This window comes from Nocardia yunnanensis, from assembly GCF_003626895.1.
In the GTDB taxonomy this organism is placed as follows: domain Bacteria; phylum Actinomycetota; class Actinomycetes; order Mycobacteriales; family Mycobacteriaceae; genus Nocardia; species Nocardia yunnanensis.
In genome coordinates this window covers 2746904-2772141 of sequence record NZ_CP032568.1, presented here as the reverse complement: position 1 = coordinate 2772141, position 25238 = coordinate 2746904, and the positions used below count along the sequence as shown (strand labels likewise).

25 protein-coding genes are annotated in these 25238 nt (G+C 68.8%); 10 read left to right on the top strand and 15 right to left on the bottom strand.

Going from position 1 to position 25238, the window contains the following annotated elements:
• Window positions 1-102: 102 nt before the first annotated feature.
• Genes D7D52_RS12795 through D7D52_RS12780 form a run of 4 tightly spaced genes read left to right on the top strand, consistent with a single transcriptional unit; the run spans window position 103 to window position 4948 of the window.
• Window positions 103-1983 carry an SCO2524 family protein gene (locus tag D7D52_RS12795; protein ID WP_120736513.1) on the top strand — a complete coding sequence of 627 codons (1881 nt, stop codon included), beginning with the start codon at window positions 103-105 and terminating at the stop codon, window positions 1981-1983.
• Window positions 1980-2906 carry an SCO2523 family variant P-loop protein gene (locus D7D52_RS12790; RefSeq protein WP_246023847.1) on the top strand — a complete coding sequence of 309 codons (927 nt, stop codon included), beginning with the start codon at window positions 1980-1982 and terminating at the stop codon, window positions 2904-2906. Before D7D52_RS12795 ends, D7D52_RS12790 begins: the two co-directional genes overlap by 4 nt.
• A complete protein-coding gene (locus D7D52_RS12785; protein ID WP_120736512.1) occupies window positions 2903-3952 on the top strand; it encodes an SCO2522 family protein in 1050 nt (349 codons plus the stop codon). The genes D7D52_RS12790 and D7D52_RS12785 overlap by 4 nt, the downstream gene beginning before the upstream one ends.
• A gap of 12 nt (window positions 3953-3964) precedes the next feature.
• Window positions 3965-4948 carry an SCO2521 family protein gene (locus tag D7D52_RS12780; RefSeq protein ID WP_246023846.1) on the top strand — a complete coding sequence of 328 codons (984 nt, stop codon included), beginning with the start codon at window positions 3965-3967 and terminating at the stop codon, window positions 4946-4948.
• Between the two features lie 15 nt (window positions 4949-4963).
• Here the strand turns inward: D7D52_RS12780 and D7D52_RS12775 are convergent, their stop codons facing one another.
• The 4 genes from D7D52_RS12775 to D7D52_RS12760 form a co-directional block, all read right to left on the bottom strand.
• The gene (locus D7D52_RS12775; RefSeq protein ID WP_162958298.1) at window positions 4964-5776 is read right to left on the bottom strand and encodes a hypothetical protein; all 813 of its coding nucleotides are present in this window, start codon (window positions 5774-5776) and stop codon (window positions 4964-4966) included.
• Window positions 5777-5826: 50 nt separating this feature from the next.
• Complete coding sequence (locus D7D52_RS12770) at window positions 5827-6297, bottom strand: GNAT family N-acetyltransferase (protein WP_162958297.1); 471 nt, start codon at window positions 6295-6297, stop codon at window positions 5827-5829.
• Between the two features lie 171 nt (window positions 6298-6468).
• Entirely contained in the window at window positions 6469-6681 is a 213-nt protein-coding gene (locus tag D7D52_RS12765) for a hypothetical protein (RefSeq protein ID WP_162958296.1), read from the bottom strand.
• Window positions 6651-6854: a hypothetical protein gene (locus D7D52_RS12760; RefSeq protein ID WP_120736507.1), complete on the bottom strand. Its 204-nt coding sequence runs from the start codon at window positions 6852-6854 to the stop codon at window positions 6651-6653. Before D7D52_RS12760 ends, D7D52_RS12765 begins: the two co-directional genes overlap by 31 nt.
• A gap of 262 nt (window positions 6855-7116) precedes the next feature.
• On the opposite strand from D7D52_RS12760, the gene D7D52_RS12755 reads away from it, so the two are divergent.
• Both D7D52_RS12755 and D7D52_RS12750 read left to right on the top strand, forming a co-directional pair.
• Window positions 7117-8004 carry a helix-turn-helix domain-containing protein gene (locus D7D52_RS12755; RefSeq protein WP_246023845.1) on the top strand — a complete coding sequence of 296 codons (888 nt, stop codon included), beginning with the start codon at window positions 7117-7119 and terminating at the stop codon, window positions 8002-8004.
• Window positions 8001-8213, top strand: coding sequence for a DUF397 domain-containing protein (locus D7D52_RS12750; RefSeq protein ID WP_120736505.1), 213 nt, complete (start codon window positions 8001-8003; stop codon window positions 8211-8213). Before D7D52_RS12755 ends, D7D52_RS12750 begins: the two co-directional genes overlap by 4 nt.
• A gap of 8 nt (window positions 8214-8221) precedes the next feature.
• Here the strand turns inward: D7D52_RS12750 and D7D52_RS12745 are convergent, their stop codons facing one another.
• The 4 genes from D7D52_RS12745 to D7D52_RS12730 all read right to left on the bottom strand — a co-directional run bounded on the left by D7D52_RS12745 (window position 8222) and on the right by D7D52_RS12730 (window position 12116).
• Entirely contained in the window at window positions 8222-8377 is a 156-nt protein-coding gene (locus D7D52_RS12745; RefSeq protein WP_246023844.1) for a hypothetical protein, read from the bottom strand.
• Between the two features lie 187 nt (window positions 8378-8564).
• On the bottom strand, window positions 8565-9311 hold the full coding sequence (locus tag D7D52_RS12740) for a succinate dehydrogenase/fumarate reductase iron-sulfur subunit (protein ID WP_120736504.1): 747 nt from the start codon (window positions 9309-9311) through the stop codon (window positions 8565-8567).
• Between the two features lie 2 nt (window positions 9312-9313).
• Window positions 9314-11245: a fumarate reductase/succinate dehydrogenase flavoprotein subunit gene (locus D7D52_RS12735; protein ID WP_120744058.1), complete on the bottom strand. Its 1932-nt coding sequence runs from the start codon at window positions 11243-11245 to the stop codon at window positions 9314-9316.
• 40 nt (window positions 11246-11285) lie between these two features.
• The gene (locus D7D52_RS12730) at window positions 11286-12116 is read right to left on the bottom strand and encodes a hypothetical protein (RefSeq protein WP_120736503.1); all 831 of its coding nucleotides are present in this window, start codon (window positions 12114-12116) and stop codon (window positions 11286-11288) included.
• A 347-nt stretch (window positions 12117-12463) separates the two neighbouring features.
• On the opposite strand from D7D52_RS12730, the gene D7D52_RS12725 reads away from it, so the two are divergent.
• Window positions 12464-13804 (top strand): thiolase family protein, encoded by a 1341-nt coding sequence (locus tag D7D52_RS12725; RefSeq protein WP_162958295.1) that lies wholly within the window; start codon window positions 12464-12466, stop codon window positions 13802-13804.
• A 149-nt stretch (window positions 13805-13953) separates the two neighbouring features.
• Here the strand turns inward: D7D52_RS12725 and D7D52_RS12720 are convergent, their stop codons facing one another.
• The 4 genes from D7D52_RS12720 to D7D52_RS12705 form a co-directional block, all read right to left on the bottom strand.
• On the bottom strand, window positions 13954-14241 hold the full coding sequence (locus tag D7D52_RS12720; protein WP_120736501.1) for a hypothetical protein: 288 nt from the start codon (window positions 14239-14241) through the stop codon (window positions 13954-13956).
• A 183-nt stretch (window positions 14242-14424) separates the two neighbouring features.
• The gene (locus D7D52_RS12715) at window positions 14425-15423 is read right to left on the bottom strand and encodes an alpha/beta fold hydrolase (protein ID WP_120736500.1); all 999 of its coding nucleotides are present in this window, start codon (window positions 15421-15423) and stop codon (window positions 14425-14427) included.
• Between the two features lie 344 nt (window positions 15424-15767).
• A complete protein-coding gene (locus tag D7D52_RS12710) occupies window positions 15768-17726 on the bottom strand; it encodes an acyl-CoA dehydrogenase family protein (RefSeq protein WP_120744057.1) in 1959 nt (652 codons plus the stop codon).
• A gap of 127 nt (window positions 17727-17853) precedes the next feature.
• A complete protein-coding gene (locus tag D7D52_RS12705) occupies window positions 17854-19038 on the bottom strand; it encodes an ATP-binding protein (RefSeq protein ID WP_120736499.1) in 1185 nt (394 codons plus the stop codon).
• A 210-nt stretch (window positions 19039-19248) separates the two neighbouring features.
• Between D7D52_RS12705 and D7D52_RS12700 the strand changes: the two genes are divergently transcribed.
• From D7D52_RS12700 to D7D52_RS12690, 3 genes are all read left to right on the top strand, one after another.
• Window positions 19249-19500, top strand: a complete 252-nt coding sequence (locus D7D52_RS12700) for a hypothetical protein (protein WP_120736498.1) — start codon at window positions 19249-19251, stop codon at window positions 19498-19500.
• 292 nt (window positions 19501-19792) lie between these two features.
• Complete coding sequence (locus D7D52_RS12695; RefSeq protein WP_425464629.1) at window positions 19793-20395, top strand: C40 family peptidase; 603 nt, start codon at window positions 19793-19795, stop codon at window positions 20393-20395.
• Between the two features lie 41 nt (window positions 20396-20436).
• On the top strand, window positions 20437-20844 hold the full coding sequence (locus D7D52_RS12690) for an RNA-binding S4 domain-containing protein (protein WP_425464628.1): 408 nt from the start codon (window positions 20437-20439) through the stop codon (window positions 20842-20844).
• 88 nt (window positions 20845-20932) lie between these two features.
• Here the strand turns inward: D7D52_RS12690 and D7D52_RS12685 are convergent, their stop codons facing one another.
• The 3 genes from D7D52_RS12685 to D7D52_RS12675 form a co-directional block, all read right to left on the bottom strand.
• Complete coding sequence (locus tag D7D52_RS12685) at window positions 20933-22066, bottom strand: cation:proton antiporter (RefSeq protein ID WP_120736497.1); 1134 nt, start codon at window positions 22064-22066, stop codon at window positions 20933-20935.
• A gap of 64 nt (window positions 22067-22130) precedes the next feature.
• On the bottom strand, window positions 22131-24863 hold the full coding sequence (locus D7D52_RS12680; RefSeq protein WP_120736496.1) for an acyltransferase domain-containing protein: 2733 nt from the start codon (window positions 24861-24863) through the stop codon (window positions 22131-22133).
• Window positions 24864-24981: 118 nt separating this feature from the next.
• Window positions 24982-25155, bottom strand: a complete 174-nt coding sequence (locus D7D52_RS12675) for a type II toxin-antitoxin system VapB family antitoxin (RefSeq protein ID WP_187703142.1) — start codon at window positions 25153-25155, stop codon at window positions 24982-24984.
• Window positions 25156-25238 lie beyond the last annotated feature (83 nt).

Sequence of the window (25238 nt, the reverse complement as noted above, 5' to 3'; positions counted from 1 at the left end):
CCGTCGACCCGATGCGCCGCGTCGGCGCATGATAGTTTCAGCCGCGCTCGTTCATAGCGGTACCGGCGAAGCCGGCCACGGTCAGGGCAGGGGCAGACGTCGATGCGAATCAAGCCACGCGAACAGATTCTCGGAGTCTGGCGGTCGCTGCTGACCGCCTGCTATCACGATGGCGGCTGGCTGTGGGGCGGGCGCAATGGCTCGAATTCCATCAGCGACGCCGAACAGCTGCTGTGCCTGCTGTATCCGGCCACCGAGATCGACGGCTTCGGGCTGGAACGCCCCGACGAGATCGCCGACGACATCCGCGCGGTGCTCGAACCGCTGGGCGACAACGGACTGCGCATCGGCGAACGCGTGGTGTGGCTGCTCGAGCAGTACGTCGACCGGCACACCCGGGGTGCCGCGGGCACTCCCGACGAGCTGCCGATCTTCGCGGCCGGCAGCTATCTGGCCTCCGCCGACGGCGTCGCCCCGACCCCCGAGCAGCGGGCGCTGGATGTCGTCGACTCCTACTCCATGTCGCTGACCCTGTGCCTGGCCGCGCTGAAGTTCCTGCGCGGCTTCCGCGGTCCGGTCGCCGAGCTGGCGGTGGGCCGCCGCACCCGGCTCGCGGTGGAACTGCTGCCGCGCATCGAGGCCCTCGACGCCCGCATCAATGTCCGGCTCACCGCCGCCATGGTCGGGCTGATCCGCAGTTTCGTGGTCAATACGGTCTCGCCCAAATCCGAGGCCGGCCGGACCATGCTGTCCATGCTCAATCAGACCGGCGGTCCCGACGACGCCGTGGTGCACGCGGTGCAGCAGCGGCTGGACCGCGTCCGCATCCGGCTGCGCAACGACGCCACCCTCAGCCAGATCGAGGGCGTCGATCTCGACAGCGAGGACATGCTGTTCGAATGCGGTTGGAGCTGGGCCATCGTGCGCAAGGCCGCGCCCATCGACTTCGTGGACATGGCCATCGCCGATCAAGCCGGGCACGCCATCGCCCGGCCGTATCTGCACTTCACGGTGGTCGCCCTGGACGGCATCAACGACCTCACCTCGGTGCGCACCCGCGAACTCGACCTGCTCAACGGGCAGCAGCGCCGGCTCGCGGAGGCGCTGCAGCTGCGCTGGGATCTGGCCCAGCGGTATTGGGCGGCGGTGGCGCGCTTCGGTTCCGGGCGCTGGCCGCTCGAGGACATTCCCTGGCGCACCTCCGACGGCGAGGAATCGGACTACTTCAGCCTCATCGTGTCCGCGGTGCTCATGCAGGATCTGCTCAATCGCGAGGCCAATGACGACGATCTGGACCGGGCCGCAACGATTTTCGACGAACTGGCCCGGCGCGGCCGCATCATTCGCCGCTTCACCGCCGACGATCCGGCCCGCACCATGCACACTCCGGGGGTGAGCCTGCGCCTGCTGGGCAGCGAGGAGCTCGACGGGCCGCTGCTGCTGTGGACCGTATCCGATTACGCCACCGTGCTTTTGAAGCGTTCACTCCAGGCGGCTCGGCTGTCGGGCACCGTCGAGACCCGCGATCAGCTGATGGCCCTGGCGCAGGCGACCATGGACCATCTGGACCTGCGCGCCTTCCGGTCCGGCCCGGCCACCGGCCTGTGGGACGACCCCAGCCGCATCTTCGGCGCCTCCGAAACCCAGTTGCCCTCGTGGTATCTCACCGAGCGGGTGGTCGAATGCATGGTGACGGCCGCGCGCATGTACCGCGAGCCGCCGCTGCGCTCGCCCACCTCGGTGACCCGCGCCATGGAACTGCTGATGGAGGCCGAACACCTGCTCAATCGGGAGATGCTGGAGCTCAGCCAAACCGACGTGTCCGCCGGCCGCACCGCCTTGGTGCTGGCCGAGCAACGGCTGGAGCGGGCCCGCAAGCTCATCGACGAACGCCCCGGCACCGCCGTCAGTCTCGCCTCCCAGGCCCTACTGGAACTGGACGAGCTCGCCTACGCCCGATCCGACGCCACCAGGAGTGTGTGACCGTGCTCGTGTTCTCCGCCTCCGACAAGGGCGGCACCGGTCGCTCGGTCACCAGCTGCAATATGGCGTACTGGCTGAGCATGAAGGGCTACAAGGTCGCCTACCTGGACTTCGATTTCGGATCACCCACCGCCGGTGGCACTTTCGAGATCAGCCGGATCGACAACGGCGTGCGCGACGGGTCCGGCCTGCACTCCTACCTGCTCGACGACAACGGGACCCCCGCCCGGGTCAGCGTGCGCTCGGAGACCGACCGCATGGAGTTGAGCCGCTCCCGGCATCCGTCCGGGCGGCTGGTGCTGTTTCCGGGCGATCTCGGCGGCTCCGAGTTCACCACCCTCGACCACCGCATGATCGACCGCTGCGCGGCGCTGTTCGCCACCTGCGAGCAGGAATTCGACGTCAGCTTCGTGGATCTGAGCGCGGGCCGGTCCATCGCCTTGGCCTTGGCCTTGTCCGCGACCCGGCAACTGGAGCGGGCGGTGTGCCGCTGGCTGATCTTCCACCGCTGGACCCGCCAGCACATCGCCGCCGCGCACGGCCTGGTGCACGACGACAACGGGGTGCTGGCGACCGGCGTCGAATGGGGTCACGACCGGGCCGAACTGCTGAACTCGCTGCGCTACATCCGCACCGCGGTCCCCGAACTCAACGCACCCGCCGGGCTGCGCCCGGCCCAGGCGGCCTGGCTCAAGGAACAGCACAACACCCTGACCCGCGCGGCGAACCGGCACGGCATGGGCGAGAGCGGGATACTCGGAAAGATTCCGGTGGAGCCCATGCTGCAGTGCCGCGAACAGGTGATCCTGGATGTGGACGTCGCCGCGCACGTCGCCAATGTCGAGACGGTGGCGGCGTTCCGGGAACTGACCGAGAAACTCATGAACGACGCCGTCTGGGAACAGGTGGAGGTGCGCAGATGAGCTCCGCGACCGACTACAGCGAGGCCGGCGAGCGCAATCGGGTGGAGGGGCAACCACTCTCGCACCTGTCCATCGAGGTCGGGCACTTCTACATGGACGAGCTCGTCAACGGCGTCGACCGCATCCACGCGCAACTGCGCAAGGTCGCGCCCATCGTGGCGGCCCAGCGCGCCGCCGCCGAGCAGGAATTCGGCGCGGGCGCGCGGGTGAGCACCTGCTTCCTGGTCGACGACTACTTCTGGACCCGGCCCACGCCCCCGGGCCGGGAGGCCCGCCGCCGGGCCGACCCGCGCGAGGTGCTCGAGAAGCTGCTCACCGCGGCCGACGAATGCGGGGTCGGCATCGACTATCTCGCCCGCGAGGCCGGGTGCGCGGAGGTGCCCAGCTTCCGCGACGGCGATCCGGCCGGCGAACCGGTGCGGCTGGCGGAGATGATGGCCGCCCGCATCGTGGCCGAACCCGAACGCGACGGCACCGGCCGCCGCCCGCCCACGGTGGAGTCGGGCTGGCTGTGCAATGGCCGGCGCTCCTCGGAATTCGATGCGGGACAGGCCATGCGGATCACCCGCTACCGCCCGCCGGAGGAATTCGGGGCGCGCAATCACTCGATCTTCCTGGACGTGCAGCTGTGGAGCCGCTACGTCGAGGAGGTGGCGGGCGCCCAGGTGGAGCGCACCCTGTGGTCGTGCCCGTTCCTGGCGGCGATCTGGCAGTTGTTGCGGCTGGGGATGATTCGCGACGAGGGCGCCATCGTGGCGGCGCCGGTGCCGTGGACCGATCCGTGGCCCAGCGAATGGTCGCGGCTGCCGGCGGTCATGCAGCTCAACCCCACGGCCCGGCCGTTCGCGGCCTATCGGGCGCTGTCGGTGCTGCCCTACAGCTATCTGGGCATCGAGCACGCGGTGCGGGTCATCCTCGATCATCTGCGACTCGACGAGGACGTGCACGCCAAACTCGCCGAACGCGGTGCGACCGAACGCAATCCGGTGCTGGTGCCGGTGCAGGCCACGCGCCGGTTGAACCACATCTTCCTCGGGGACGTCTGAGGTGACATGCCCATGACCGATCCGCTGGTGCTGTTGGGGGAGGTGCGCACCGCGCTGCTGCCGAACTGCGCGGCGCTGGCGGCGCGGGAGGCGTCGGCCCTGTTGTCGCTGCTGCCGGGCCAACGGGTGACGATGCGCGAACGTCCACTGCCGCTGGCGATCTCGCCGAGGTCCGCGGTGGGCGTGGACTGCCGGGTGGCGACGACCTCGACCAAGGAGACGCGGGCCATCGGGACCGTGGCCGCGCATGCCGTGCTGGTGGGCGGGCGAGTGGCGCAGAGTTCGGCCGGTGCGGTGGTGGTCCGGGCGCAGGACCCGAATCGGCGTCCCTGGAACCACTACCTGACCCGTGTCGGCACCCTCGAGGTGTGGCATCGCATGACCGAGGACGCCGCGGCCGCCATCGATCTGACCTCCGGGTTCCTCGAGAAGTCCGGTCCGGCCACCCTGGATCTGGGCTCGATCAGCGACCGGCTGCTCACCCGGGTGCGCACCGACCGGCGGCTGGATCAGGATCCGCCGGTGCGCTCGGCCGCGACCCGGCTGCGCTGGGCCGCGCGGGTCGCGCCGCCGCTGGACGGCAGTGCGCGCGGGCGGGCGTTCATCTCGTTCCGCCTGGAGGACGAGACCACCCGGTCGGTACTGGTGCTGGTGCCGACCGTGCGGGATCTCGAAGCGGTGCAACGCTTCTGCGAGGACCTGGCGGTGCACGACTGGCTGCTGTCGGTGCTGGGGGCGGCGCTGGCGGAGGCGGATCGTCCCACCGCCGACCGGGACGCCGCCACCCAGCTCTCGCCGCTGCTGGAACAATTGGTGCACCTGTGGATGCCGGGCGCGCACAGTGCCCCACGGCTGAGCGGTCTGTGGGAGCGGCTCGAGCAGAACCCGGGTTTCACCCGGCAGTGGACGGCGCAGGTGGGTCAGTTGCGCGATCGGCTGGCGGTGGCGACCCTGGCGGCCCTGCGCAGCTCCAAGATCAGCACCATCCAGTGGTGACGTCGGCGGTAGCGCTCAGAGCCGGAACCAGCGGCGCACCAGCAGTGCGAAGAACACCGACATGGTGACCGCGCCCAGATAGCTCTCCACCACGAAGATCGCCCGGCCGCCGACGCGCAGATTCAGGGTGTCGCCGACGCCCAGGGGATTCAGGTAGTTCATCAGCACCTGGAACACGGTGACCGCGATCGGCTGATCCGCCCGCAGCAGCACCGCGCCCAGGAACACCACGAGTTGCAGGGCCACGAACCACAGCATGCGGAACGGCCGATATCCATAGCCGCAGACCAGATCCGGCACCAGGCCGCCGACCCGTTTCCAGCGCGCCGGCTGGGCGCGCCGCTTGGCCTGGGCCAGCGCGAGGCCGCAGCGATCCTCGGCATCGGTGTCCTCGTCGAGGCGGTAGAGGCTGGCGGCCCGCCGGTAGGCCAGCGCCGCGTGCGCGGGCAGTCCGGCCTGCACCAGCGGCGGGCCCAGGCGTTCGTACGCCTCGGCCAGCAGCCGGTTCTGGGTCCGGCTGAGCCGCAACGGCCCTCGGAATTCCACCTCGGCCGCGATGAGCGCGGCCAGCAGCTTGTTGACCGTGATCGCCTGCGGGGTCACGGTGGCGGTGTGCTCGAGCACCGGGGCGTAGAGGTGACCGAAGACGAGACTGTCACCGGCCCTGCGGATTCCGGGCGGATCGTAGGTGGCCACGACGGCCTCGGTGTGCCGGGTGAACAGATCCAGCAGGGGTTGTTCGGTGGCGCGGCGGCGCAGGCCGTGCTCCTGCTCGAGGAATTCGGTGACGCTGTCGGTGTAAGCGTCGGCGTGCCGTTCGATGCGCATGCTCATATCCGTCACGAACTGTGAGGAGGGCGCGCTTTTCTCGAGCATGATCAATGATAGATCCTGTGCACCAGCACATCTCGCGGCTCGTGCGGCCCGAAGTAGTCCGGCTCGTGCCGCTCCAGCACGAAGCCGGCCTCCTTGTACAGGCGGTAGGCGGTGGCGTTGGCCGGATCCACGGTCAGCCGGACCAGCACGACGTGCGCCCGGCGGCACTGCGCGAGTGCGGTTTCCAGGAGTGCGCGACCGTACCCGCGGCTGCGGCAGCGCGCCGCGACCGCGACGGCGAGCAACCACGCGGTGCGATCGGCGCGGAGGGAGGCGAGGACATAACCGCAGACCTCGCCAGCCTCTTCAGCAACCGTCCAGTTTGCTCCGTCGAGCTCGAACAGTTGGCGCAGCGCGAAATACGGATACGACGCGTCTCCGTACTCGGCGACCTCCAGCGCGTGGATCGCGGACAGATCCGATCTGGACGCGGCGCGGCACGTCGGCGCGTTCGGATGTTCGAAGGCCAACAACGGTGTTCCCCTCCACCCCGGGCACCCGGCGCGTTCGGCGGAACGCGCGGTCATTCCAGGGTAGGCGTCGCACCCGGGATTGGGTGCGGTTCGGCCTGCCCGCCGTCTGTGGAACGGGCAGGCCGAACCGCGCTGCCGCACACGAAGGGGACTGCGCCCCGCGCCCGGAGGTCAGGCGCGCGGCGCTCGAAAGCGCTGTGCGGCAGCGTTCATCGCGACCGGGGGCCTTCCCCGGTCCACACCCGGTCGCGAAATCTTCCGGCGGCGGCGCAGGGCGGCGCGGGTGTCCAGCGCCAGCCACAGCAGCCGGTACACCAGCCGGTCGTAACCCGTGGGCACGGTCCGCGGCCCGGTCATGGCAGGGCGCGCTCGTCGAGCACGCATCGTCCCTCCTCGACCAGCGTGGCCCGCGCCCGGCGGCGTACCTTGCAGGTCGCCACCGTGCAATCGAGGTGCAATTGCATTGCCGCGTGGGCTTGTTCGGCGCTCATCACCCCCGGATCCCGGCGGCAGCGCGACAAACCGGCGATGTGCATATTCAGGGACGTCAATTGCATGTCCAGACCACTCCTCGTTCCCACGTTTTCCTGAAGTGCCCGGAGACTCAGGAAAGGAAAGGGGCCTAGCTACGCGCTCCGGGCACACATCTAGCACACCACGAGCAGACGCCGGGCGGGCGAATTTCGAAAAGGAGAACGCAAAATTGCGCGAATTCCCAGCAGCGAATCCACCTGGGGGAGGACGATTCTCCATGGTGGACGAGCGCCGCGCCCGCCCGCCGACCCCGATCCATCCCCGCCGCCGCGAATGGAGCGCGTTGTGTCAGAAGGTCCCGCGTCTTCCACCCTCCCCCGCCGCCAGCTCGGCCGGTATCTACGCGACTGGCGCATCCAGGCCGGACTCACCATCGCGGAGGCGGCCAAGCTCATGGAGTGGGGGGCGAGCACCCTGCAGCGGCTGGAGAAGGGCAACGCGGACCGCATCCGGACCATCGACATCCAGGAGCTCTGTCGCATCTACGGGATTCCGGCCGAAATCGCCGAGGGTCTCAAGGGTTTGGCGCAGCAGGCGGCCGTCAAGAGCTGGTGGCACTCCTACGGCGACCTGATTCCCGAGAACTTCGACGTCTACGTGGGTCTGGAGGCATCCGCGCAGCAGTTGTCCTGCTACCAATCGGAATTGGTGCCCGGTCTGCTGCAGACCGCCGACTACGCAAGGGCCCTGAACCGGCTCGGCTACCCGGAAGAGACTGCGGCGGAGGTGGATCGGCGCGTTCAGCTGCGGCTGCAACGGCAGGCCATGATCACCCGCCGCACCCGGCCGGCACAGGTCGCCATGGTGTTGCACGAATCGGTATTGCGTCGCCTGGTGGGAGGTGCAAGGGTGATGGCGGCGCAGGTGCGGCACCTGGCGGAGGTGAGCACCCGGCCCAATGTCGTCCTGCGTATCCTGCCCTTCGCCGCCGGTGTCCCACTGGGACTTTCGACCGGTCCGTTCGTGATTCTGGAGTTCGGGACCGATGGCAAGGGGCAGCCGGTGGAGCCCCCGGTGGTGTACGTGGAGGGGTTCACCGGCGATCTGTATCTCGAGAGACAGGGCGACGTGCAGCGCTATCGACGGGCGCAAGACGCTCTGCAGCGCTGCGCGCTGGACATCCAGGACAGCAGAAACCTGCTGCGGCAGGTGGCGAAGGAGTATTCGGCATGAGTGTGGAGCGTTCCGGGCTGTGCGAGGCGCGCTGGTTCAAGAGCAGCCGCAGCGGCGCCGGTAAGGAATGCGTCGAGGTGGCGTTCCTGCCCGCGGGGCGAGTGGGCGTGCGCGACAGCAAGAATCCGCAGGGGCCTGCCCTGGTGTTCGGGGCGCGGGAGTGGCGTTCGTTCACCGCCGGCATCGAAAACGGCGTATTCGAGCGATGATTCGCTGATCAGAGGATCGCGACCACGCCGATGGCGACGGCGGCCACCAGCACGCCGATCGCCAGGGCGGGCAGCAAAGCTCCGGTCAGTACGTATACGCCCATCGCCGATACCGCGAAGAGCATCCCAACGATCAGCCGTTCGACCCAGTCATGGGGACCCATTTTCCGGTACCGGGGACGCGCATTCTTGAGTCCTCGGTCCACGAAAACTTGGATACCCATCTATTAACCGCAGCAAACATCCCATTGTTGTCGAACGGCCACCGTTTCGTGATCAACAACCACCTCTGTAAGTCCCGTGCCCCCGCGCTGCTGCGCGGGGGCACGGAGTAAAGGGGTACAGGCCGTGTCAGCGCCGAAACAGCTTGTTGCCAAGCCAGACGATCGGGTCGTACTTCCTGTCCACGACCCGTTCTTTCATCGGGATCAGCGCATTGTCAGTGATCTTGATGTGCTCCGGACAAACTTCCGTGCAACATTTGGTGATATTGCACAGCCCCAGGCCCGCATCCTCTTGTGCGAGGTCGCGGCGATCCGCCACGTCCAGCGGATGCATTTCCAGTTCGGCGATGCGCATCAGATAACGCGGACCCGAGAAAGCCTGCTTGTTGTCCTCGTGATCGCGCACTACGTGACAGGTGTTCTGGCACAGGAAGCATTCGATGCACTTGCGGAATTCCTGCGACCGCTCCACGTCGGCCTGCTGCATCCGGTAGTCGCCCGGCTTCAGATCCACCGGCGGCGTGAAGGACGGAACCTCGCGCGCCTTCTGATAATTGAACGACACATCCGTGACCAGGTCGCGAATGACGGGGAAGGTGCGCATCGGCGTCACCGTCACCACCTCGTCCGGGGTGAAGGTCGACATGCGCGTCATGCACAGCAGCCGCGGCCGCCCGTTCACCTCCGCCGAGCACGAACCGCACTTGCCCGCCTTGCAGTTCCAGCGCACCGCCAGATCCGGGGCCTGGGTGGCCTGCAACCGGTGGATGATGTCGAGCACCACCTCGCCCTCGTTCACCAGCACGGTGAAGTCCTGCAGCTCACCGCCCTCGGTGTCGCCGCGCCACACCTTGAACTTCGCGTCGTAACCCATGGCTATTCCGCCTTTCCGGCGTCGTCTCGCAGCGCTGCGAGATCCGCGGAGGAGTAATACTTTTCGAGCTCCGCCACGTCGAACAGCCGGAGCAGATCTTCCCGCATGGGAACCTGGTTCTCGGGGGTCACGGTGACCGCGGGGACGGAGAACCCGACCTCGTCCGGATCGACCGTGCAGACCAGCAGTTTGTTGCGCCACGCCGGATCCATGCCCGGATGGTCGTCGCGGGTGTGGCCGCCGCGGCTCTCGGTGCGCAACAGCGCCGCCTGCGCCACGCACTCGCTGATCAGCAGCATATTGCGCAGATCCAGCGCCAGATGCCAGCCCGGATTGAACTGCCGGTGACCCTCCACCATGACGTGGTCGTAGCGGTCGCGCAGTTCCGAGAGCTTCTCCACCGCCTGCTTCAGCTCACCCTCCTTGCGGATGATGCCGACCAGATCGTTCATGGTCTGCTGCAGGTCCATGTGCAGGGTGTACGGGTTCTCGCCGGGCCCGCCCTCGGACGGCGGATCGAACGGTGTCACAGCCGCTTTCGCCGCCGCCGCCAGATCCGTGTCGGAGATCTTGGGCCGCCCGGCGAGCTGCTCCACATAGGTGGCCGCGCCCAGTCCGGCGCGACGGCCGAACACCAGCAGATCCGACAGCGAGTTGCCGCCCAGCCGATTCGAGCCGTGCAAGCCGCCCGCGCACTCGCCGGCCGCGAACAGTCCGGGCACCGTCGCCGCCTGGGTGTCGGGGTCGACCTCGATGCCGCCCATGACGTAATGGCAGGTGGGCCCGACCTCCATGGGCTCCTTGGTGATATCCACATCCGCCAGCTCCTTGAACTGGTGATGCATGGACGGCAGCCGTTTGACGATCTGGTCGGCGGGCAGGCGCGAGGCGATGTCGAGGTAGACGCCGCCGTGCTCGGTGCCGCGACCCGCCTTCACCTCCTCGTTGATGGCGCGCGCGACCTCGTCACGGGGCAGCAGATCCGGTGTGCGCCGGGCGGAATCGTTGTCCTTCAACCATTGATCCGCCTCCTCGATGCTCTCGGCGTACTGGCCCTTGAACACCGGCGGAATGTAGTCGAACATGAACCGCTTGCCGTCGGAGTTCTTGAGCACCCCGCCGTCGCCGCGCACGCCCTCGGTGACCAGGATGCCCTTCACCGACGGCGGCCAGACCATGCCGGTCGGATGGAACTGCAGGAACTCCATATTGATCAGCGACGCCCCGGCGCGCAGCGCCAGCGCGTGCCCGTCGCCGGTGTACTCCCAGGAGTTGGAGGTCACCTTGTAGGACTTGCCGACACCGCCGGTCGCGATGACCACCGCGGGCGTCTCGAAGAGCACGAAACGCCCTGACTCGCGCCAGTATCCGAACGCGCCGGAGATGGCGTCGCCGTCCTTGAGCAGTTCGGTGATGGTGCATTCGGCGAAGATCTTGATGCGCGCCTCGTAATCACCGGTGGCCGCGAAGTCCTCCTGCTGCAGCGAGACGATCTTCTGCTGCATGGTGCGGATGATCTCGAGCCCGGTGCGGTCGCCGACGTGCGCCAGCCGCGGGTAGGTGTGGCCGCCGAAGTTGCGCTGGCTGATCCGCCCGTCCGGCGTCCGATCGAACAGCGCCCCATAGGTTTCCAGCTCCCACACCCGATCGGGAGCCTCCTGCGCGTGCAGTTCGGCCATGCGCCAGTTGTTGAGGAACTTGCCCCCGCGCATGGTGTCCTTGAAATGGGTCTGCCAGCTGTCCTTGGAGTTGGCGTTGCCCATGGCGGCCGCGCAGCCGCCCTCGGCCATGACGGTGTGCGCCTTGCCGAACAGGGACTTGCAGACCACCGCCACCGACAGCCCGTGTTCACGGGCCTCGATGACCGCACGCAGGCCGGCACCGCCGGCACCGATCACGACGACGTCGTACTTGTGCCGCTCGACTTCAGGCATGGAACCGAACACTCCTGGGAGACTGAGGAATAGAGGATTGTCAGCCGATGAGGCGCGGGTCGGAAATGGTCCCGCTGGCCACCAGCATCACGTAGAAATCGGTGAGCACCAGGGTGCCCAGCGTGGTCCAGGCCAGCTGCATGTGCCGGGTGTTGAGCTTGGACACCACGGTCCAGAAGCGGTAGCGCACCGGATGCTGCGAGAAGTGCTTGAGCCGCCCGCCCGCGATGTGCCGGCAGGAGTGGCACGACAGCGTGTACGCCCACAGCAGCAGGGCGTTGGCGGTGATGATCACGGTGCCCAGGCCGATGCCGAAGCCGCTGCCGGAGTGGAAGGAGATCACCGCGTCGTAGGTGTTGATGACCGAGATGATGACCGCGATGTAGAAGAAGTAGCGGTGCGCGTTCTGGATGATCAGCGGAAGCTTGGTCTCGCCGGAGTATTTCGCGTGCGGCTCGGCCACCGCGCAGGCCGGCGGCGACATCCACACCGACCGGTAATAGGCCTTGCGGTAGTAGTAGCAGGTGAGCCGGAACAGCAGCAGGAACGGCAGCACCAGGAAGCCCAGCGGAATCCACATGGGCAGGTGGCCGATCGGCTGGCCGAAATGGCTCGAGCCCTCGACGCAGGAGGCGCTCAGGCACGGTGAGTAGAACGGCGTCAGATAGTGATAGCTGTCGACCCAATATGCCGTGCGCACAAAGGATCTGATGGTCGCGTAGATGATGAAGGCCGCCAGGCCCAGCACCGTCACCAGCGGCGGCAGCCACCATCGATCGTTGCGGAGGGTGCGTGCCGCGATGGCGGCGCGGCCTCGACCGAAAACCCCGGTCGTCGCTGATTCAGAAGCCTTGACTGGTGCGGCGCTCACTGCGGCTTGCCTCGCTGCTCTACCCCGTGGAACGTCATCGTTACCTCCGGCATCGAATGTGATGGTGAGCACCTTACGACAGGGGCGCTATGACCCGGGCTGGCAACAGCTATTTCGTGATCCCGTGATTTGCGCCACATTTCCTGCCGTCCGCCGCGTTTCGTTTGCTCGGTGAACGAACGGCTATCTCGTGAACTCGCCAGTCCGTCAGAAAGATTCAGATTCCGGACAATTCGCAGTTCGCGACCCCTCGAATTTCGCGGTTACACACCGTCACACCACAGCAACAAGTCTGTGATGGCCTGTCCCCCGAGCTGGACGGGATGAGGGTTCGAAGGGAGCCGGTGATGAGACGAGCGGCGATCGTCATGCCGATGCGCACGCCAGTGGGAATGACCGGCGGCGCCCTCGCGACGGTGCCGCCACATCGGCTGGCGGGCACGGTGATCGCCGCGGTGCTCGGCCGCACCGGACTCGACCCGGCACGCGTCGACCAATTCGTCACGGCCGTGCCCGATTCCCAGGCGATCCGTCCCGCACTGGCGCACTGCGGCCTGTCCCCCGAACTGGCCGACTTCGCCCTCGGCGACGGACCGGGCAGCGGCCTGCGCGCCCTGATCACCGCCGCCATGATGGTGCGGTCCGGCACGGCCGACGTGGTGCTGACCCTGGGCGCCGACCATCCGGTGGTCGAACACCCCTGCGCCACAGCTGGTTTCGCCCCGCAACCAACCAGCGTCCCCTTCGGGCCGACATCGTCCGCCGCCTCCCGGGGGACCGCCGGACCGAGCACGGATGAACAGATCGCGCTCTGGGCCTCGATGAAACCGTCACGTGCTCAGTCCAATTCGCCACGCCTGGAAGACCTGGCCCGCGAGCACGGCCTGACCCGCGCCGACGCCGACGACTACGCCGCCGCCAGCCACCGCCGCGCCGCCCGCGCCCACCGCCAAGGCCGCTTCGGCCAGGAGATCGCCCCCGTCGTCGTGCTGGCCGATCCGGGCGACCCCCATTCCGGAGTGGTCAGCCTCGTCGATCGCGACGAGAGCCTGCGCGACGACGTCTCCGCCCGCGCCTTCGCGGCCCTGCCCCCGTTCCACCCCGGCGGTGCGACGACCTTGGGCAACAGCAGCATCCGAACCGTGGCCGCCTCCGCATGCCTGGTGGTAGCCGAGGAACGCCTGACCGACCTCGGCCTCGAACCGCTGGCCTTCCTGATCGACTGGACGAACACCGCCGCACCGAGCAACCCATCCGAACCGTCCACCCGTACCGAAACCATCCCCACCGCCGCCGCGGCGGCGAAGTCCCTGTGGCGCAGCGGATTCGACCTCTCCGACCTCCCCCTGCTGGAAATCGAGGAGACCTCCGCGGTGGAAGTACTGGCCGCCGCCCGCGCCCTGAACCTCCCCGACGGTGACCACGATCGCCTCAACGTGCACGGCGGCTCGATCGCCCTGGGCGAGCCCGGCGGTGCCGCCGGCCTGCGCATGGTCACCACCCTGCTCCACGAACTATCCCGCCGCGACGGCAATCTCGCCCTCGCCGCCACCCCCACCGGCCCCCACACCGCCTTAGCCGCCCTCTTCGAATCCCCGGAATCCGACCCGATATCCGTCACCCCCCGAGGCGCCCGCTTTCGAGGCGCAGGCAACCGCCGCCCACCCAAGGGCCGCCACCGCAACTGACCCCGCGTGGAGCCGGGGGACACCTAGGGCCGGGGACGGATGGGGCCGGGGCACGGGGCGTCAAACCCCGCGCCCTTCAGGGGGTTTGGGGGCAACGCCCCCAAGTTCTCCTGGGGGTTCGGGGGCGAAGCCCCTGAGAGTTACGAGAGTTACTTAGTGCGCGGCCGCGAGTGGAAGCCCAACCCCTCGTCCTGCGCCCCCATCCACGCCGCCTCGTCATGCTTGGCGTCGGGAACGTAGATGGTCTCCTGCTTGGCGCCCGGCGTCTCCGGCGGCGGCGCCTGTTCGAACTCGTCGGTATCGATGACGAGCCTTTCCAGATCGTTCTCCAGCCGGCGAACCGTGCCCGCGTCCCCGTAGTGGGAGCGCAATGCGCTGACGCACTGCCGGAGCTGGCCGACCGCGTAGCGGAGTTCCGCAATCTCGCTGCGTGTCATCGAAACCCTCCTCGAGCCGTGTGACAGACCACACATCGTGATCTACAACACAGTACGTGATCCACCGCGATCCGTCTCGTCGGGAAGTGATATTCGCAGGTCGAGGGCCTGTCGCCGTGGCCGAAATTGGGTGGTTGGACGTTTCACATGCCCCGAATCCGGGCCCTCCAGTTGATCTTCCAGCTATCCCGCGATGGCGTACTCCGGCCCGCAATCGGGCCCGCACTCCGGTCCGCATTCCGGCCCCACGCCCCGCACCGCCGCGGTCGCCCGCGCCACCAGCGCCACCACCGCCGCGGCCACCTCCTCGGCCCGCTCCAGGATCACGCTGTGTCCGGCCCCGTCCAGCCGCACCAGTTCGGCGTCGTCGACCTGCGAGGCCAGCACCACCGAATGCGCGAACGGGATCATGATGTCGGCCGATCCGGCCAGCACCAGCACCGGAATCATGCCCAGCCGGTGCAGGGTCGCCGATTCGTCGAACCGCATGAGCGATTCCAGGAAGCTGGCCATGGTCAGCAGCGAGGTGTCGTTGAGCATGGCGGTGGCCACCGCCAGCATGCGCGGGCTGACCTTGCGGGTGCCGAGGGTGGCGTCGCGCATGATCGGCTCGAAGATGCGGCGCGACAGGTGTTTCGAGGCCTGCATGGCCCGCGGCGCCTTGCGCACCGCCACCCGCAGCGAGCTCACCGCCGGTGCGCTCAGCAGTCGCCCCAGCCCCACCCGGGTGACCCCGCTGGCGGCGCTGGAGAGCAGTCCGATCCCGACCACCCGGGTACCGATGGCCTCCGGGTACAGCCGGGCGTACGCCAGCACGGTCATCGCGCCCATCGAATGTCCCACCAGCACAACGGGTCCGGTCGGCGTCACGGACCGCAGCACGGCGTCCAGGTCCCGGGCCAGCTGCTCGATGGTGTAGGTCGACGGGTGCGCCGACCCCGAATCCCCGTGTCCGCGATGGTCGTAGAACACCATGTGGGTGTCGTCGCCCCAGGTCTGGATCAGATGTCCGCGCATGAACGCCCACGATTCGGCCCGCAGGCAGTGTCCGTGGACGAACACCACGGTGACGGGAGCGTCGGCGGCGCCGAACTCGCGTACCGCCAGCGGTACGCCGTCGTCGGCGGCGACGGTGAGGTGGCGGCCATCGTATTCGGCGGCCGGGGTGTGGAGCGTGGACATGACGTCCTCCTGAAGAGTTCGCCTTCTTGCCCGGTTGTCGATAGACATAGCCCCCGCGTTAACCCTCCACACCAGGCGTTATGCACAAGTTGTCCAACTGTCGCCGCTGATCTATGCAAGCGGCCGCGTTCGACCGTGGCGCTCTCGGCAACTTGCCGAAACCAGGCGGAAATGCCTGAAAATCCGGCCGAGGTCAGCAATATCTACAGCTATCTAGTCGAGAACCTAGATAGCTGTAGATAAGCCACGAATGCTCGCGGCATGAATCTGCCACTATCTAGATGAACAGCTAGACAGCGGCAGATTCTTCATATGGGGAGCCGGTTCATACGAGGAGCCGGCGGTCAGCTCGTCTGGACCCCCGCCTTCGTGGACGGCAGGAACGGGCGGAGCAGGTTCTTCTCGGTGGACTCGCCGAACTGCCATTCGGCGATCCACGGTCCGGTGCCCTCGCTCGGGTCCAGCATGCCGCCCTCGAGGAAGCGGTAGCGGCCGTCGAGGACGCCGCGGGTCAGCTCGGTATCGGCGTCGTCGGTGTTGGACCACAGATCGCCGAAGAGCTTCTCCACCCGCAGCCGGGCCTGGCGGCAGAACAGATCGGCGAGCTCCTCGGCGGCCACGCCGTCGGGATCGCCTGCCACGCGCAGGGATTGGGCACGCACGCAGGCCGCCGCCATGGCGAACAGCTCCGCCCCGATATCGACGATGCGCCCGAGGAAGCCCTGCTTGTACTCGAGCTTGGCCTGCCAGCGTCCCATGCCGTACATGAGGGCGCGGGCCTGCTTGCGGGCCATGCGTTCCACGAAGCGCATATGCCGTGCGAGCGGGCCGAATTCGCCGAAGGTGACGGGTGCGCTGCCCGCCCCGACGGCCAGCTGCGGGAACCACTTGGCGTAGAAGCCGCTCGCGCCGACCGCCGCCTTGGCCTTGTCCTTGAGTTCGGCATTGCGATCCACCAGCGCGCCGGCGGCCGCCATGTGGGCATCGGCCATCTCGCGGGCGATGAGCAGCCGCATGATCTCGCTGGAGCCCTCGAAGATCCGGTTGATGCGCAGATCACGCACCATCTGCTCGGCCGCGACGGCTCTTTCACCGCGCGCGGCCAGCGAGGCGGCGGTCTCGTAGCCGCGGCCACCGCGGATCTGCACCAGTTCGTCGGCGATCTGGCAGGCCATCTCGGAGGCCCACAGCTTGGCGAGCGCGGCCTCGATGCGAATGTCGTTGCGGTTCTCGTCGCACATGGTCGCCGACAGGTCCAGCACCGACTCCAGCGCGAAGGTGGTGGCGGCGATGAAGGAGATCTTCTGCCCGACGGCCGCGTGCTCGCCGACGGGGCGACCCCACTGCACGCGGGTGGCCGCCCATTCCCGCGCGATCTTGAGCGACCACTTGGCGGCGGCCGTGCACATGGCCGGAATCGCCAGCCGGCCCGCGTTGAGGGTGGTGAGCGCGATCTTGAGCCCATCGCCCTCGCGCCCCACCAGGTTTCGCTTCGGAACCCGCACATTGTGCATGCGGGTGACCCCGTTCTCGATGCCGCGCAAGCCCATGAAGCCATTGCGCCGCTCGACGGTGATGCCGGGGCTGTCGGCCTCCACGATGAACGCGGAGATGCCGCCGCGGTGACCCTCGCTCTTGGGCACCCGGGCCATCACCACGAGCAGTTCCGCGACCACGCCGTTGGTGGTCCACAGCTTCACGCCATTGATCTCGTAGGCCTCGCCGTCGGCGGTCGGGGTGGCGGTGGAGGCCATGCGCGCCGGGTCCGAACCCACGTCGGGCTCGGTGAGCAGGAAGGCGCTCACCGCACCTTTGGCGCAGCGCGGCAGGAACTCCCGCTTCTGCTCCGGGGTGCCCGCCAGCTTGAGCGGCTCCGGCACGCCGATCGACTGATGCGCCGACAGCAGCACCCCGAGGCTGGCATGCGCGGAGCCGACCAGCATGAGGGATTTGTTGTAGCCGACCTGCGAGAGCCCGACCCCGCCGTACTCCTCGGGAATCTTGAGCCCGAAGCAGCCGAGTTCGGCCAGCCCGCGCACGTATTCGTCGGGGATGCGGCCGTCGGTCTCGATGCGCTGGCCGTCGATGGTCTCGCAGAAGGCGCGCAGCCGCGCCAGGTACGCCTCGGTCTTGGCGGCGTCCGCGGCGTCGGGGCGCGGGAACGGGTGGATGAGGTCGAGCCGGAACCTTCCGAGGAACATCTCCTTGGCGAAGGACGGCTTGGCCCAGGTGGTTTCGCGGGATTCCTCGACCAGCGCCCGGGCTTGTTCCTCGGTGGCGTCGACTTTGGCGGCAGTCGCCATGATGTCCTCCTCGACCGTGATGAGAATCACATTCGAGTGTAGGAGTCTTTGTTACCCGCCGGTAGGGGTCAGCAAAGAGCAAAAGGGCTTGTCGCCCAATGATCTTGATTGGATGGCGAATTGCCCGCTACTGCACGCTTCGGAGGTATCGGCCGAAATGCGGGACGGTGAAGCCGATGCTGCCGCGCTCCGCGGAGTAGATGAGCCCCTTCTTGATCAGGCCGTCGCGGGCCGGGGACAACGAGGCGGGTTTGCGTCCCAGCTCGCTCGCGACGGCCGAGGTCGCCACCGGCCCGTCGTCGCCGGCCAGATCGGCCATGGCGCGCATGTACTCGCGTTCCGCCGGGGTCGCCCGTTCGTAGCGGGAACCAAAGAAACCGACCGCCAGCTCTTCTTCGGCGGCGGGCGCGGCCACCGCCACGTCCTCGGCCGTGATCGGACTCTGCGCGGCCGCGTCCCAGGTCGCCTTGCCGTACGCCTGCACGAAGTACGGATAGCCATCGGCCTTGCGGTACAACGCCTCCAGGGCCTCCTCGCTGTACTTCACGCCCTCCAGATCGGCGGGCGCGCTCAGCGCCCGATCGGCCGCCTCCCGATCCAGCCGGTCGATGCGGTGATAGGAGAACAGCCGCTCCGAATAGCTCTTGGACGCCGAGAGCACGGCGGGCAGATGCGGCAGCCCCGCCCCGACCACGATCAAAGGCGCGGCGTCCTGGCTCAATTCGTGGCAGGCCCCGCAGATGGCCGAGATGTCGGCGGGCCCCAGATCCTGCATCTCGTCGATGAACACCGCGATCCCGACCCCGATATCGCGCACCAGCGCCGCCGCCTCCATGAGCAGCTCCACCAGATCGATCTCGATATCCCCGGAATCGGCCCGTCCGGTCACCGCGGGCACGTCGATGCCGGGGTTCCAGCGCTCCCGCATGCCCTTGTCGGCGGTGGAGCGCAGCGCGAACGCCTTGAGAATCCCCAGGAAATCGTCGACCTGTTCCGGATTGCGATGTGCCACAGCGATGGAACGCACCGCCATGTGCAGCGCCGAGGCCAGTGGCCGGCGCAGCTCCTGATCGGGCCGCGCCTCCAGCTTGCCGGTGCCCCAGCCGCGGCCGCGGGCGGCGGAGCGAAGCTGGTTGAGCAGCACCGTCTTTCCGACGCCGCGCAGCCCGGTGAGCATGACGCTGCGTTCCGGGCGGCCCCGCGCCACCCGCTCCAGCACGATGTCGAAGGCGTCGAGCTGCCGGTCGCGGCCCGCGAGCTCGGGCGGGCGCTGGCCCGCGCCGGGCGCGTAGGGATTCCGAACGGGGTCCATGCCGCCCAACCGTAGCGCGGGAATCGCGAATTATCCGGGCGTCTATCGAGGGCGCTAGAGGCAGCTATCGACCGGCATACGACCCGATCCGGTTACGGCGCTGCCCAACTCGGTGCCGGTTCGCCGCCAAGTCGGTGAGGTCTGTCCGCGTTGTCCGACCGGGTCTCTACCCTTATGCCTGATTCGTTGGGATCCAGCGCAGGAGGGTTCATGTCGGAAGAAGCCGTACCCACCGTCGCCGAGGTGGTCGAATCCTGGAACGTGCCCGCCGACGCGATCGTGGCCGCGCGCATCCGCAACAACATCCTGGTGGCCATCGAACGCGGTTACGACGATCCGCAATTGGTCGCGGATCTCGCGGTGGGCCCGCTGGTGATGGCCCTGGGCCAGCTCGAAGTGGATCTCGCGGACGCGCGCCGGCGGATAGCGGAGCTCGAGCGATTGGTCGAGGCGAAGGGTTGATAACGGTCGAGTCGATCACCTATACCGACTCGTGATCTACGGCCCTATACCCCGAATCTCCCCTTCAGCGGGGCGTTTTGGAAAAGATGCGACACACCGCTCGCGCCGGGTGGACAACCCGGCGGCCGAGTCGTAATCTTCTCGTGACTTAGCGGAGTCTGTTGCTTCATCGGAGAGGCAGCCCGCGACGTTACAGCAGCTAGATCGGAGATGCGGCGCAGTGGGTAAGCACAGCTTGCAGCGGGAATCTCGGCTTCCGAATTCCGTGAAGGGTGCCATCGTGATGGGTGCGATGGCCGCGACGACTACCGGCGCGTTCCCGGCGATCACCGCCACCGCGGCGACCGTCGAGATTCCCGGTATCGGAAACTTCGATGTCCCGGATCAATTCGCCCCCCAGGTGGATCAGTTCAACCAGGCGGCCAAGGACGCGGCGACCGCGCTGCAGACCCCGGGCGGCGTGGGCGGCGGCGCCCAGGTCGGCGCCCCGGCGGTCGCGCCCGCCCCGCAGTTCCAGCTGCCCTCGCTGTTCAACAAGCCCTCGAGCGTCGGCGATATCGCCCTGCACGCCGCGGAGACCAAGGTCGGCGCCCAGTACTCCTGGGGCGCGACGGGTCCCTACTCCTTCGACTGCTCCGGCCTCGTGCAGTGGGCCTACAAGCAGGCCGGAATCGAGCTGCCCCGCACCAGCTTCGAGCAGTCCAACGTCGGCGCCCCGGTCGCCTTCGAGGATCTGCAGCCCGGCGACATCGTCGTCACCAACGGCGGCGGCCACGTCGGCATCTACGCCGGTGACGGCAAGCTGCTCAACGCCGTGCAGACCGGCACCCCGGTGTCCTACACCAACCTGCACCCCAGCCAGGTCGTCACCGCCCGCCGCATCGTCAACGCGTAGCGGGCTCTCCCGCTTCGCGCGATCGCAGTACATTTGCAGGCGTGACCCCCGCTCCACTGAGCACCGCAGCCCAGGCCCGAGTTGATTCTTGGACCTGGGCTGTCCGCATTTTCAAGACGCGCTCGGCCGCCGCCGCGGCGTGTCGCGCGGGGCATGTGAAGGTCAATGGCGTGCCTGTGAAACCCGCGCACGGTCTGAAGCCCGGCGACGAGATCCGGGTGCGCGTCAATGGTTCCGAGCGCATCGTCATCGTCGAGCAGCTCATCACCAAGCGGGTCGGCGCGGCCGTGGCCGTGCAGTGCATGATCGACAAGAGCCCGCCGCCGCCCGATCCGCAGATCGCGGCGCTCATGCCCACACGAGACCGGGGCGCGGGCCGCCCGACCAAGCGGGAACGGCGCGAGACGGACAGGCTCCGCCGCCTCCCCGGAACCTCAGCGCCGGACTGAGAGCCGTCGCCCCTCATGCACGCGGGCCGGCGGTCGCCTGCCAAACCGATGCTGGGCGTACCCGACGAGTTACCCTCGCCTCACGAAATCAGTTGTCCCGTACCGTCGGCGCGGTGCTTCGCGTGCCCCACGCCGCCGCGACGATGGTCACCAGCGCGCTCAGCATGAGGGCGGCCGGTTCCCCGGGCCGCAGGACATGCAGCTGGGTGCCGACCGTGACCGCCGCGACCGGGACGCCGATCTGCGCGGAGGCGATGGCGCCCAACGCGATCGGCTGGCCCGCGCAGCGCATGAGCGCGTGCGCCAGCACCGCGCCGAGACCCAGCGCCACACCCAGCAGGATCAGGTACGGGTGGTCGCCGAACTCGCGCAGGTTCAGCCGCGCGCCCAGCCACACGAAGAACAGCGGCGCGAGGAAGCCGTCGCTGAGCGCGAAGAGCTGTTTGGCGACCCGGCGCGGTTCCCCGACCGCCGCCACCGCGAGGCCGAGCGCGAAGCCCGCCAACATGATCGAGACATGGCCGCGGGTGGCGAGCGCGCCCAGCGCGAACAGCAGCGCCAGGCTCACCCGCAGTTCCAGGGCGAACTGCCGGTCCTCGGACACCCTGTGCAGCCGATGCCGGATGCCGGAGTCCTCGAGCCGGCGCAGGAACAGGTAGACGAGCACGGCCGCCCCGGCCACCAGCAGCGCGCCCAGCGCCGCCCGGCCCGCATTGCGCGGATCGATCACCAGCGGCAGCGCCACCACCGCGGCCGCGTCGGCGAGTGCGACCTGAGCGGTCAACTCCAGCACCGGTTTTCCGCCCAGCCGCTGCGAATCGATGATGGGCAGCACGATGGCCGCCGAGGAGGAGGCGATGAGCACGGCGTAGAGCAGCCCGTGCCCGGTGCCGAACCACGCCGCGATCGCCTGCCCGGCGATCACCGCCAGCACGCCCACCGCCGCCGCGCGCAGCGCGCCCCGGCCCAGCGCCGAGCGAATCGACGCGTCCCGCACCGGCACATGGGTGCCGGCCACGAACATGACCACGGCGAAGCCGACATCCGCCAGGAAGGTGAAGGTCGGGTCCGCCGGATGCAACACCCCGAAACCGGTGGTGCCGAACAGGATTCCGGCCAGCAGTTCGCCCAGGATGACCGGCAGATGCCAGGACTGCCGCCAGGCCAGCCACGGCCCGGCCAGGCCGAGCAGGGTGATCAGGGTGAGGGTCTGGAAGGTCACTGGGCCGCTGGGCGGTTGTTCCCGGTGACCGTGATGTCGAGGTCCGTCATGGCGTCATCCTGCCCTAGGCGGCGGGTCCGACCTCCCATTCCACGCAGATGACGCGCCGATTCACCTGTGCCGCCGCCAGTTCCCGCACCGCGCCGGGCTCGTCCGCCGCGGGCGTCGCCGTCAGCAAGACCGTGAAATCCGTCGGATCGGCCGCGGTGAGTTCCAGCAGATCCACCGCCGCCGTCAGTCGCGACTCCCCCGACGCGTGCACCACTCCGCGAATCGCCGCCCCGCACTCGCGAATATCCTGCAGGGCCGTCGCGAGGTCGGTGCGATCCGCGCAGTCGCAGCGCATCAGGACGATGCGATCCTCCATGCCCGCCAACCCCAGCGGCAGCGGACGCGGCGATCTGGTCAGCACCACCACATCGCGGGCGCCCGCCGTCAAGAGCCAGCGGACCGCGGCCTCGCCCCGCGGCCCGAGTCCGCCGGTGACCACGTACGCGCCTTCGGGGCGGATCTCGACCGCGGGGAAGGCGGCCGGTACGCGGTCGGTGACGGGCGGCTGCCACCGCCGATCGGCGCCGGAATCGTCTCGCCGCCACTGCCTTTGCGGGGGCGCGGCGGTGTGCGGACCCAGCGCCGTCCAATCCACCGGATGGCCGTCCGAGAACAACCGCGCGATCGTGTGCAGCAGGCTGCGCGCTTCGTCGCCAGGCGTCAGCACCGGGTGCGCGCTGTCGCGGAACGGCGAATGCCGACGAACCATCGGGATCAGGGCCGGGGCCGGACCTATCTCCAGAACGGCGGAGATGCCTTCGGCCGCAGCCTGTTCCAAGGCCGCCGACAGTTCGACCGCGCCCGAGACATTGGCGGCCCAGTAGTCGGCATCCAGGAGAGAATCGCTGTCCGATCCGGCGCGCAGCACGAGTCCGCGCCGGGTCGTGGAGTAGAGCGGGCACCACGGCCGGCCCGGCGCGAGATCGGCCAGCGCGTCGCGTAATTCGGCCGCTCGCGCGCGGATCGACGGCAGATGCGAGGGTTGCGGCACGGACTCGTCCGGCAGTCGCTGCGCGAAGATCGCCCGCCGATGCGCCCGCCGCACCAGCGCCTCGACGTATCGCGGCTCTCCCGACACGGTGATCGTGGTCGGCCCGTCCACCGCCGCCATCGCGACCTCGGCGCGCATGGGTTCGACCAGCCGCCGCACCTCCGCCGGCGTCGCTTCCAGCACCGCCGCCGCCCCCGCTGTCCCCACCCGCTGAATCAGCCGTGCCCGGGTCACCACCACCCGCGCCGCGTCCGCGAGCGACAGCCCGCCGCTCACCACCGCCGCCGCGATTTCCCCCGTCCCGTGCCCGGCCACCGCATCCGCCCGAATCCCCCACGACCCCAGCAGTTCGGCCAGCGCCACCTGGAACACGAACAATGCGGCGTGCGCGAATTCCGCCGCGCCCCAGCCGCTGTCGCCGCCGAGCCGATCGGTCGGGTGTGGTTCTCCGGTGCCAGGGTCTCCACCGATGCCGGCCGTCCATGCCGTGCTCGGCTCCGACTCCGGGGCGACGACGGGAGCCTCCGCGGGCGCGGTCCCCGCGCCGGTGGCGAAGATTCCGGTGGGATGGCAGGTTCCGCCGTGCTCAGCGCTTCGCCACCCCGAATCCGGTGCCGGACGTGGGCGAAAACCGTTGCGGGGAGTCCAGACTCGCGGGCCGCCGGCTGCGGCGACGGCGTCCGCTGCGGCGGCCAGCATGCCGGCGAAGACCGGGTAGCGCGCCGCGAGTGAACGGCCCATGCGGGAGTGCCCGCCGGTGCCCGGGAACAGCAACAGCACCGTGCCCGGGTGGCGGGTCGGGGCCGGGTCGAATATCTCGAGTGCGCCGGGTGGCGGCCCGGTCGCGATGAGCTGCGGAGCGTGGAGTCGAGCCGCTCCGGGTGTGGCGATGCGCTGGGCCAGGGTGCGCAACCGCGCCGCCGCTTCGGTCCTGTCCTGGGCCAGCACCGCCGCGCGCGTCTGCTCGGGCACGAGTCGTGCGGTGGCGGCCGCGAATTCGCGCAGGGATCGATACGACCCCAGGGCCACGGCCCAGCGCAGCGCCAGCGCGGCCAGGGTCGCCGAATCGGCGGCCGTGATCGGCAGCAGGATCGGGGGTTCCTCACCGCGTTCGCGGCCCGCGGCCGCACCGGGGCCGTCGAGCGCGATGTGCGCGTCGGGGCGGCCGACGTCGGGGAACCCTATTGCGGGCCCGCCGATTTCGGCATACCGGCGGGTGCGGGTGCGCAGGGCGTCGGCGGTGCGCTGCAGCACCACGACGGTGCACACGCCGCTGCCGGCGCTGTCCGGTGCACCAGCGCGCGAGTGGGGTATCCACAGGTCCGAAATATCGGGCAGCAGCGCCAGATCCACGCCGCCGGCCACGACGAACGGCACCGATTCGTCGGCCAGCAGGCGCACGCCCATATCGACGGCCACCAGGGGCGAGGCGCGCTGGCTGTCGACGGTGAAGCTGGGGCCGCGCAGCTCGAGGGCCCGGGACAGGTGGTGCGCGCTGTTGGCGCCGCCGATCGCGCCGAAGACCACCGCCGCCTGGGACCCCGGTGCCAGACAACCCAATCCGGAGTCGTCGAGGGCCTCCACCGCGACTTCCAGGGTGGTGCGCTGGCGCGGGGTCAGCCCGGCGGCCGCGAGGCGGTCCAGGCCGAACCACGCGTGGTCGAAGTCCGTACCCGTGGCCCGGCAGCCGACACCGACGATCGACACCCGGGGGAAGGGGGTCGGATCGGTCGATGCTCTCGTATCCTGCCGCACAGGGATGTCCTCCCGGGTCCGCGCGCGCTCGGCCGTCGAGGTACCTCCGGCGATTCTGCCAAGATTTCGCCGCGGCCAGAAGGGCTTTCGCGCAGGTGCGGGAGGTCAGGCTCCGGGTTTACGAGGCCGTGGCCGTCCGGGCCGGAAAGGGATGGTCGAAATCCTCGGCCGTGGCATGCGAACTGAAGAATCGCAGCGCTAGGTTCACCGCGTCCTGTTCGGTGTGCACACCCGAGATGGCCATTGTCCGGCGCAGCGCGTCGTCGTCGAGATAGATTCGAGTGATTGCCATTTCAGGCACCTCCGCCGCATCCGTCGTGTAGTGAAAGCATGACGGATGCGACGGGCGATGATACAAGAAATGACAAGAGCCCT

What these genes read in the sequence shown, in the direction of transcription:
- D7D52_RS12795 (WP_120736513.1), top strand. Translation starts at nt 103, where the DNA reads ATGCGAATCAAGCCACGCGAACAGATTCTCGGAGTCTGGCGGTCGCTG.
- D7D52_RS12785 (WP_120736512.1), top strand. Translation starts at nt 2,903, where the DNA reads ATGAGCTCCGCGACCGACTACAGCGAGGCCGGCGAGCGCAATCGGGTG.
- D7D52_RS12780 (WP_246023846.1), top strand. Translation starts at nt 3,965, where the DNA reads ATGACCGATCCGCTGGTGCTGTTGGGGGAGGTGCGCACCGCGCTGCTG.
- D7D52_RS12775 (WP_162958298.1), bottom strand. Translation starts at nt 5,776, where the DNA reads ATGCGCATCGAACGGCACGCCGACGCTTACACCGACAGCGTCACCGAA.
- D7D52_RS12765 (WP_162958296.1), bottom strand. Translation starts at nt 6,681, where the DNA reads ATGCGTGCTCGACGAGCGCGCCCTGCCATGACCGGGCCGCGGACCGTG.
- D7D52_RS12760 (WP_120736507.1), bottom strand. Translation starts at nt 6,854, where the DNA reads ATGCAATTGACGTCCCTGAATATGCACATCGCCGGTTTGTCGCGCTGC.
- D7D52_RS12750 (WP_120736505.1), top strand. Translation starts at nt 8,001, where the DNA reads ATGAGTGTGGAGCGTTCCGGGCTGTGCGAGGCGCGCTGGTTCAAGAGC.
- D7D52_RS12745 (WP_246023844.1), bottom strand. Translation starts at nt 8,377, where the DNA reads ATGGGTCCCCATGACTGGGTCGAACGGCTGATCGTTGGGATGCTCTTC.
- D7D52_RS12740 (WP_120736504.1), bottom strand. Translation starts at nt 9,311, where the DNA reads ATGGGTTACGACGCGAAGTTCAAGGTGTGGCGCGGCGACACCGAGGGC.
- D7D52_RS12735 (WP_120744058.1), bottom strand. Translation starts at nt 11,245, where the DNA reads ATGCCTGAAGTCGAGCGGCACAAGTACGACGTCGTCGTGATCGGTGCC.
- D7D52_RS12725 (WP_162958295.1), top strand. Translation starts at nt 12,464, where the DNA reads ATGAGACGAGCGGCGATCGTCATGCCGATGCGCACGCCAGTGGGAATG.
- D7D52_RS12720 (WP_120736501.1), bottom strand. Translation starts at nt 14,241, where the DNA reads ATGACACGCAGCGAGATTGCGGAACTCCGCTACGCGGTCGGCCAGCTC.
- D7D52_RS12715 (WP_120736500.1), bottom strand. Translation starts at nt 15,423, where the DNA reads ATGTCCACGCTCCACACCCCGGCCGCCGAATACGATGGCCGCCACCTC.
- D7D52_RS12710 (WP_120744057.1), bottom strand. Translation starts at nt 17,726, where the DNA reads ATGGCGACTGCCGCCAAAGTCGACGCCACCGAGGAACAAGCCCGGGCG.
- D7D52_RS12705 (WP_120736499.1), bottom strand. Translation starts at nt 19,038, where the DNA reads ATGGACCCCGTTCGGAATCCCTACGCGCCCGGCGCGGGCCAGCGCCCG.
- D7D52_RS12700 (WP_120736498.1), top strand. Translation starts at nt 19,249, where the DNA reads ATGTCGGAAGAAGCCGTACCCACCGTCGCCGAGGTGGTCGAATCCTGG.
- D7D52_RS12695 (WP_425464629.1), top strand. Translation starts at nt 19,793, where the DNA reads ATGGCCGCGACGACTACCGGCGCGTTCCCGGCGATCACCGCCACCGCG.
- D7D52_RS12675 (WP_187703142.1), bottom strand. Translation starts at nt 25,155, where the DNA reads ATGGCAATCACTCGAATCTATCTCGACGACGACGCGCTGCGCCGGACA.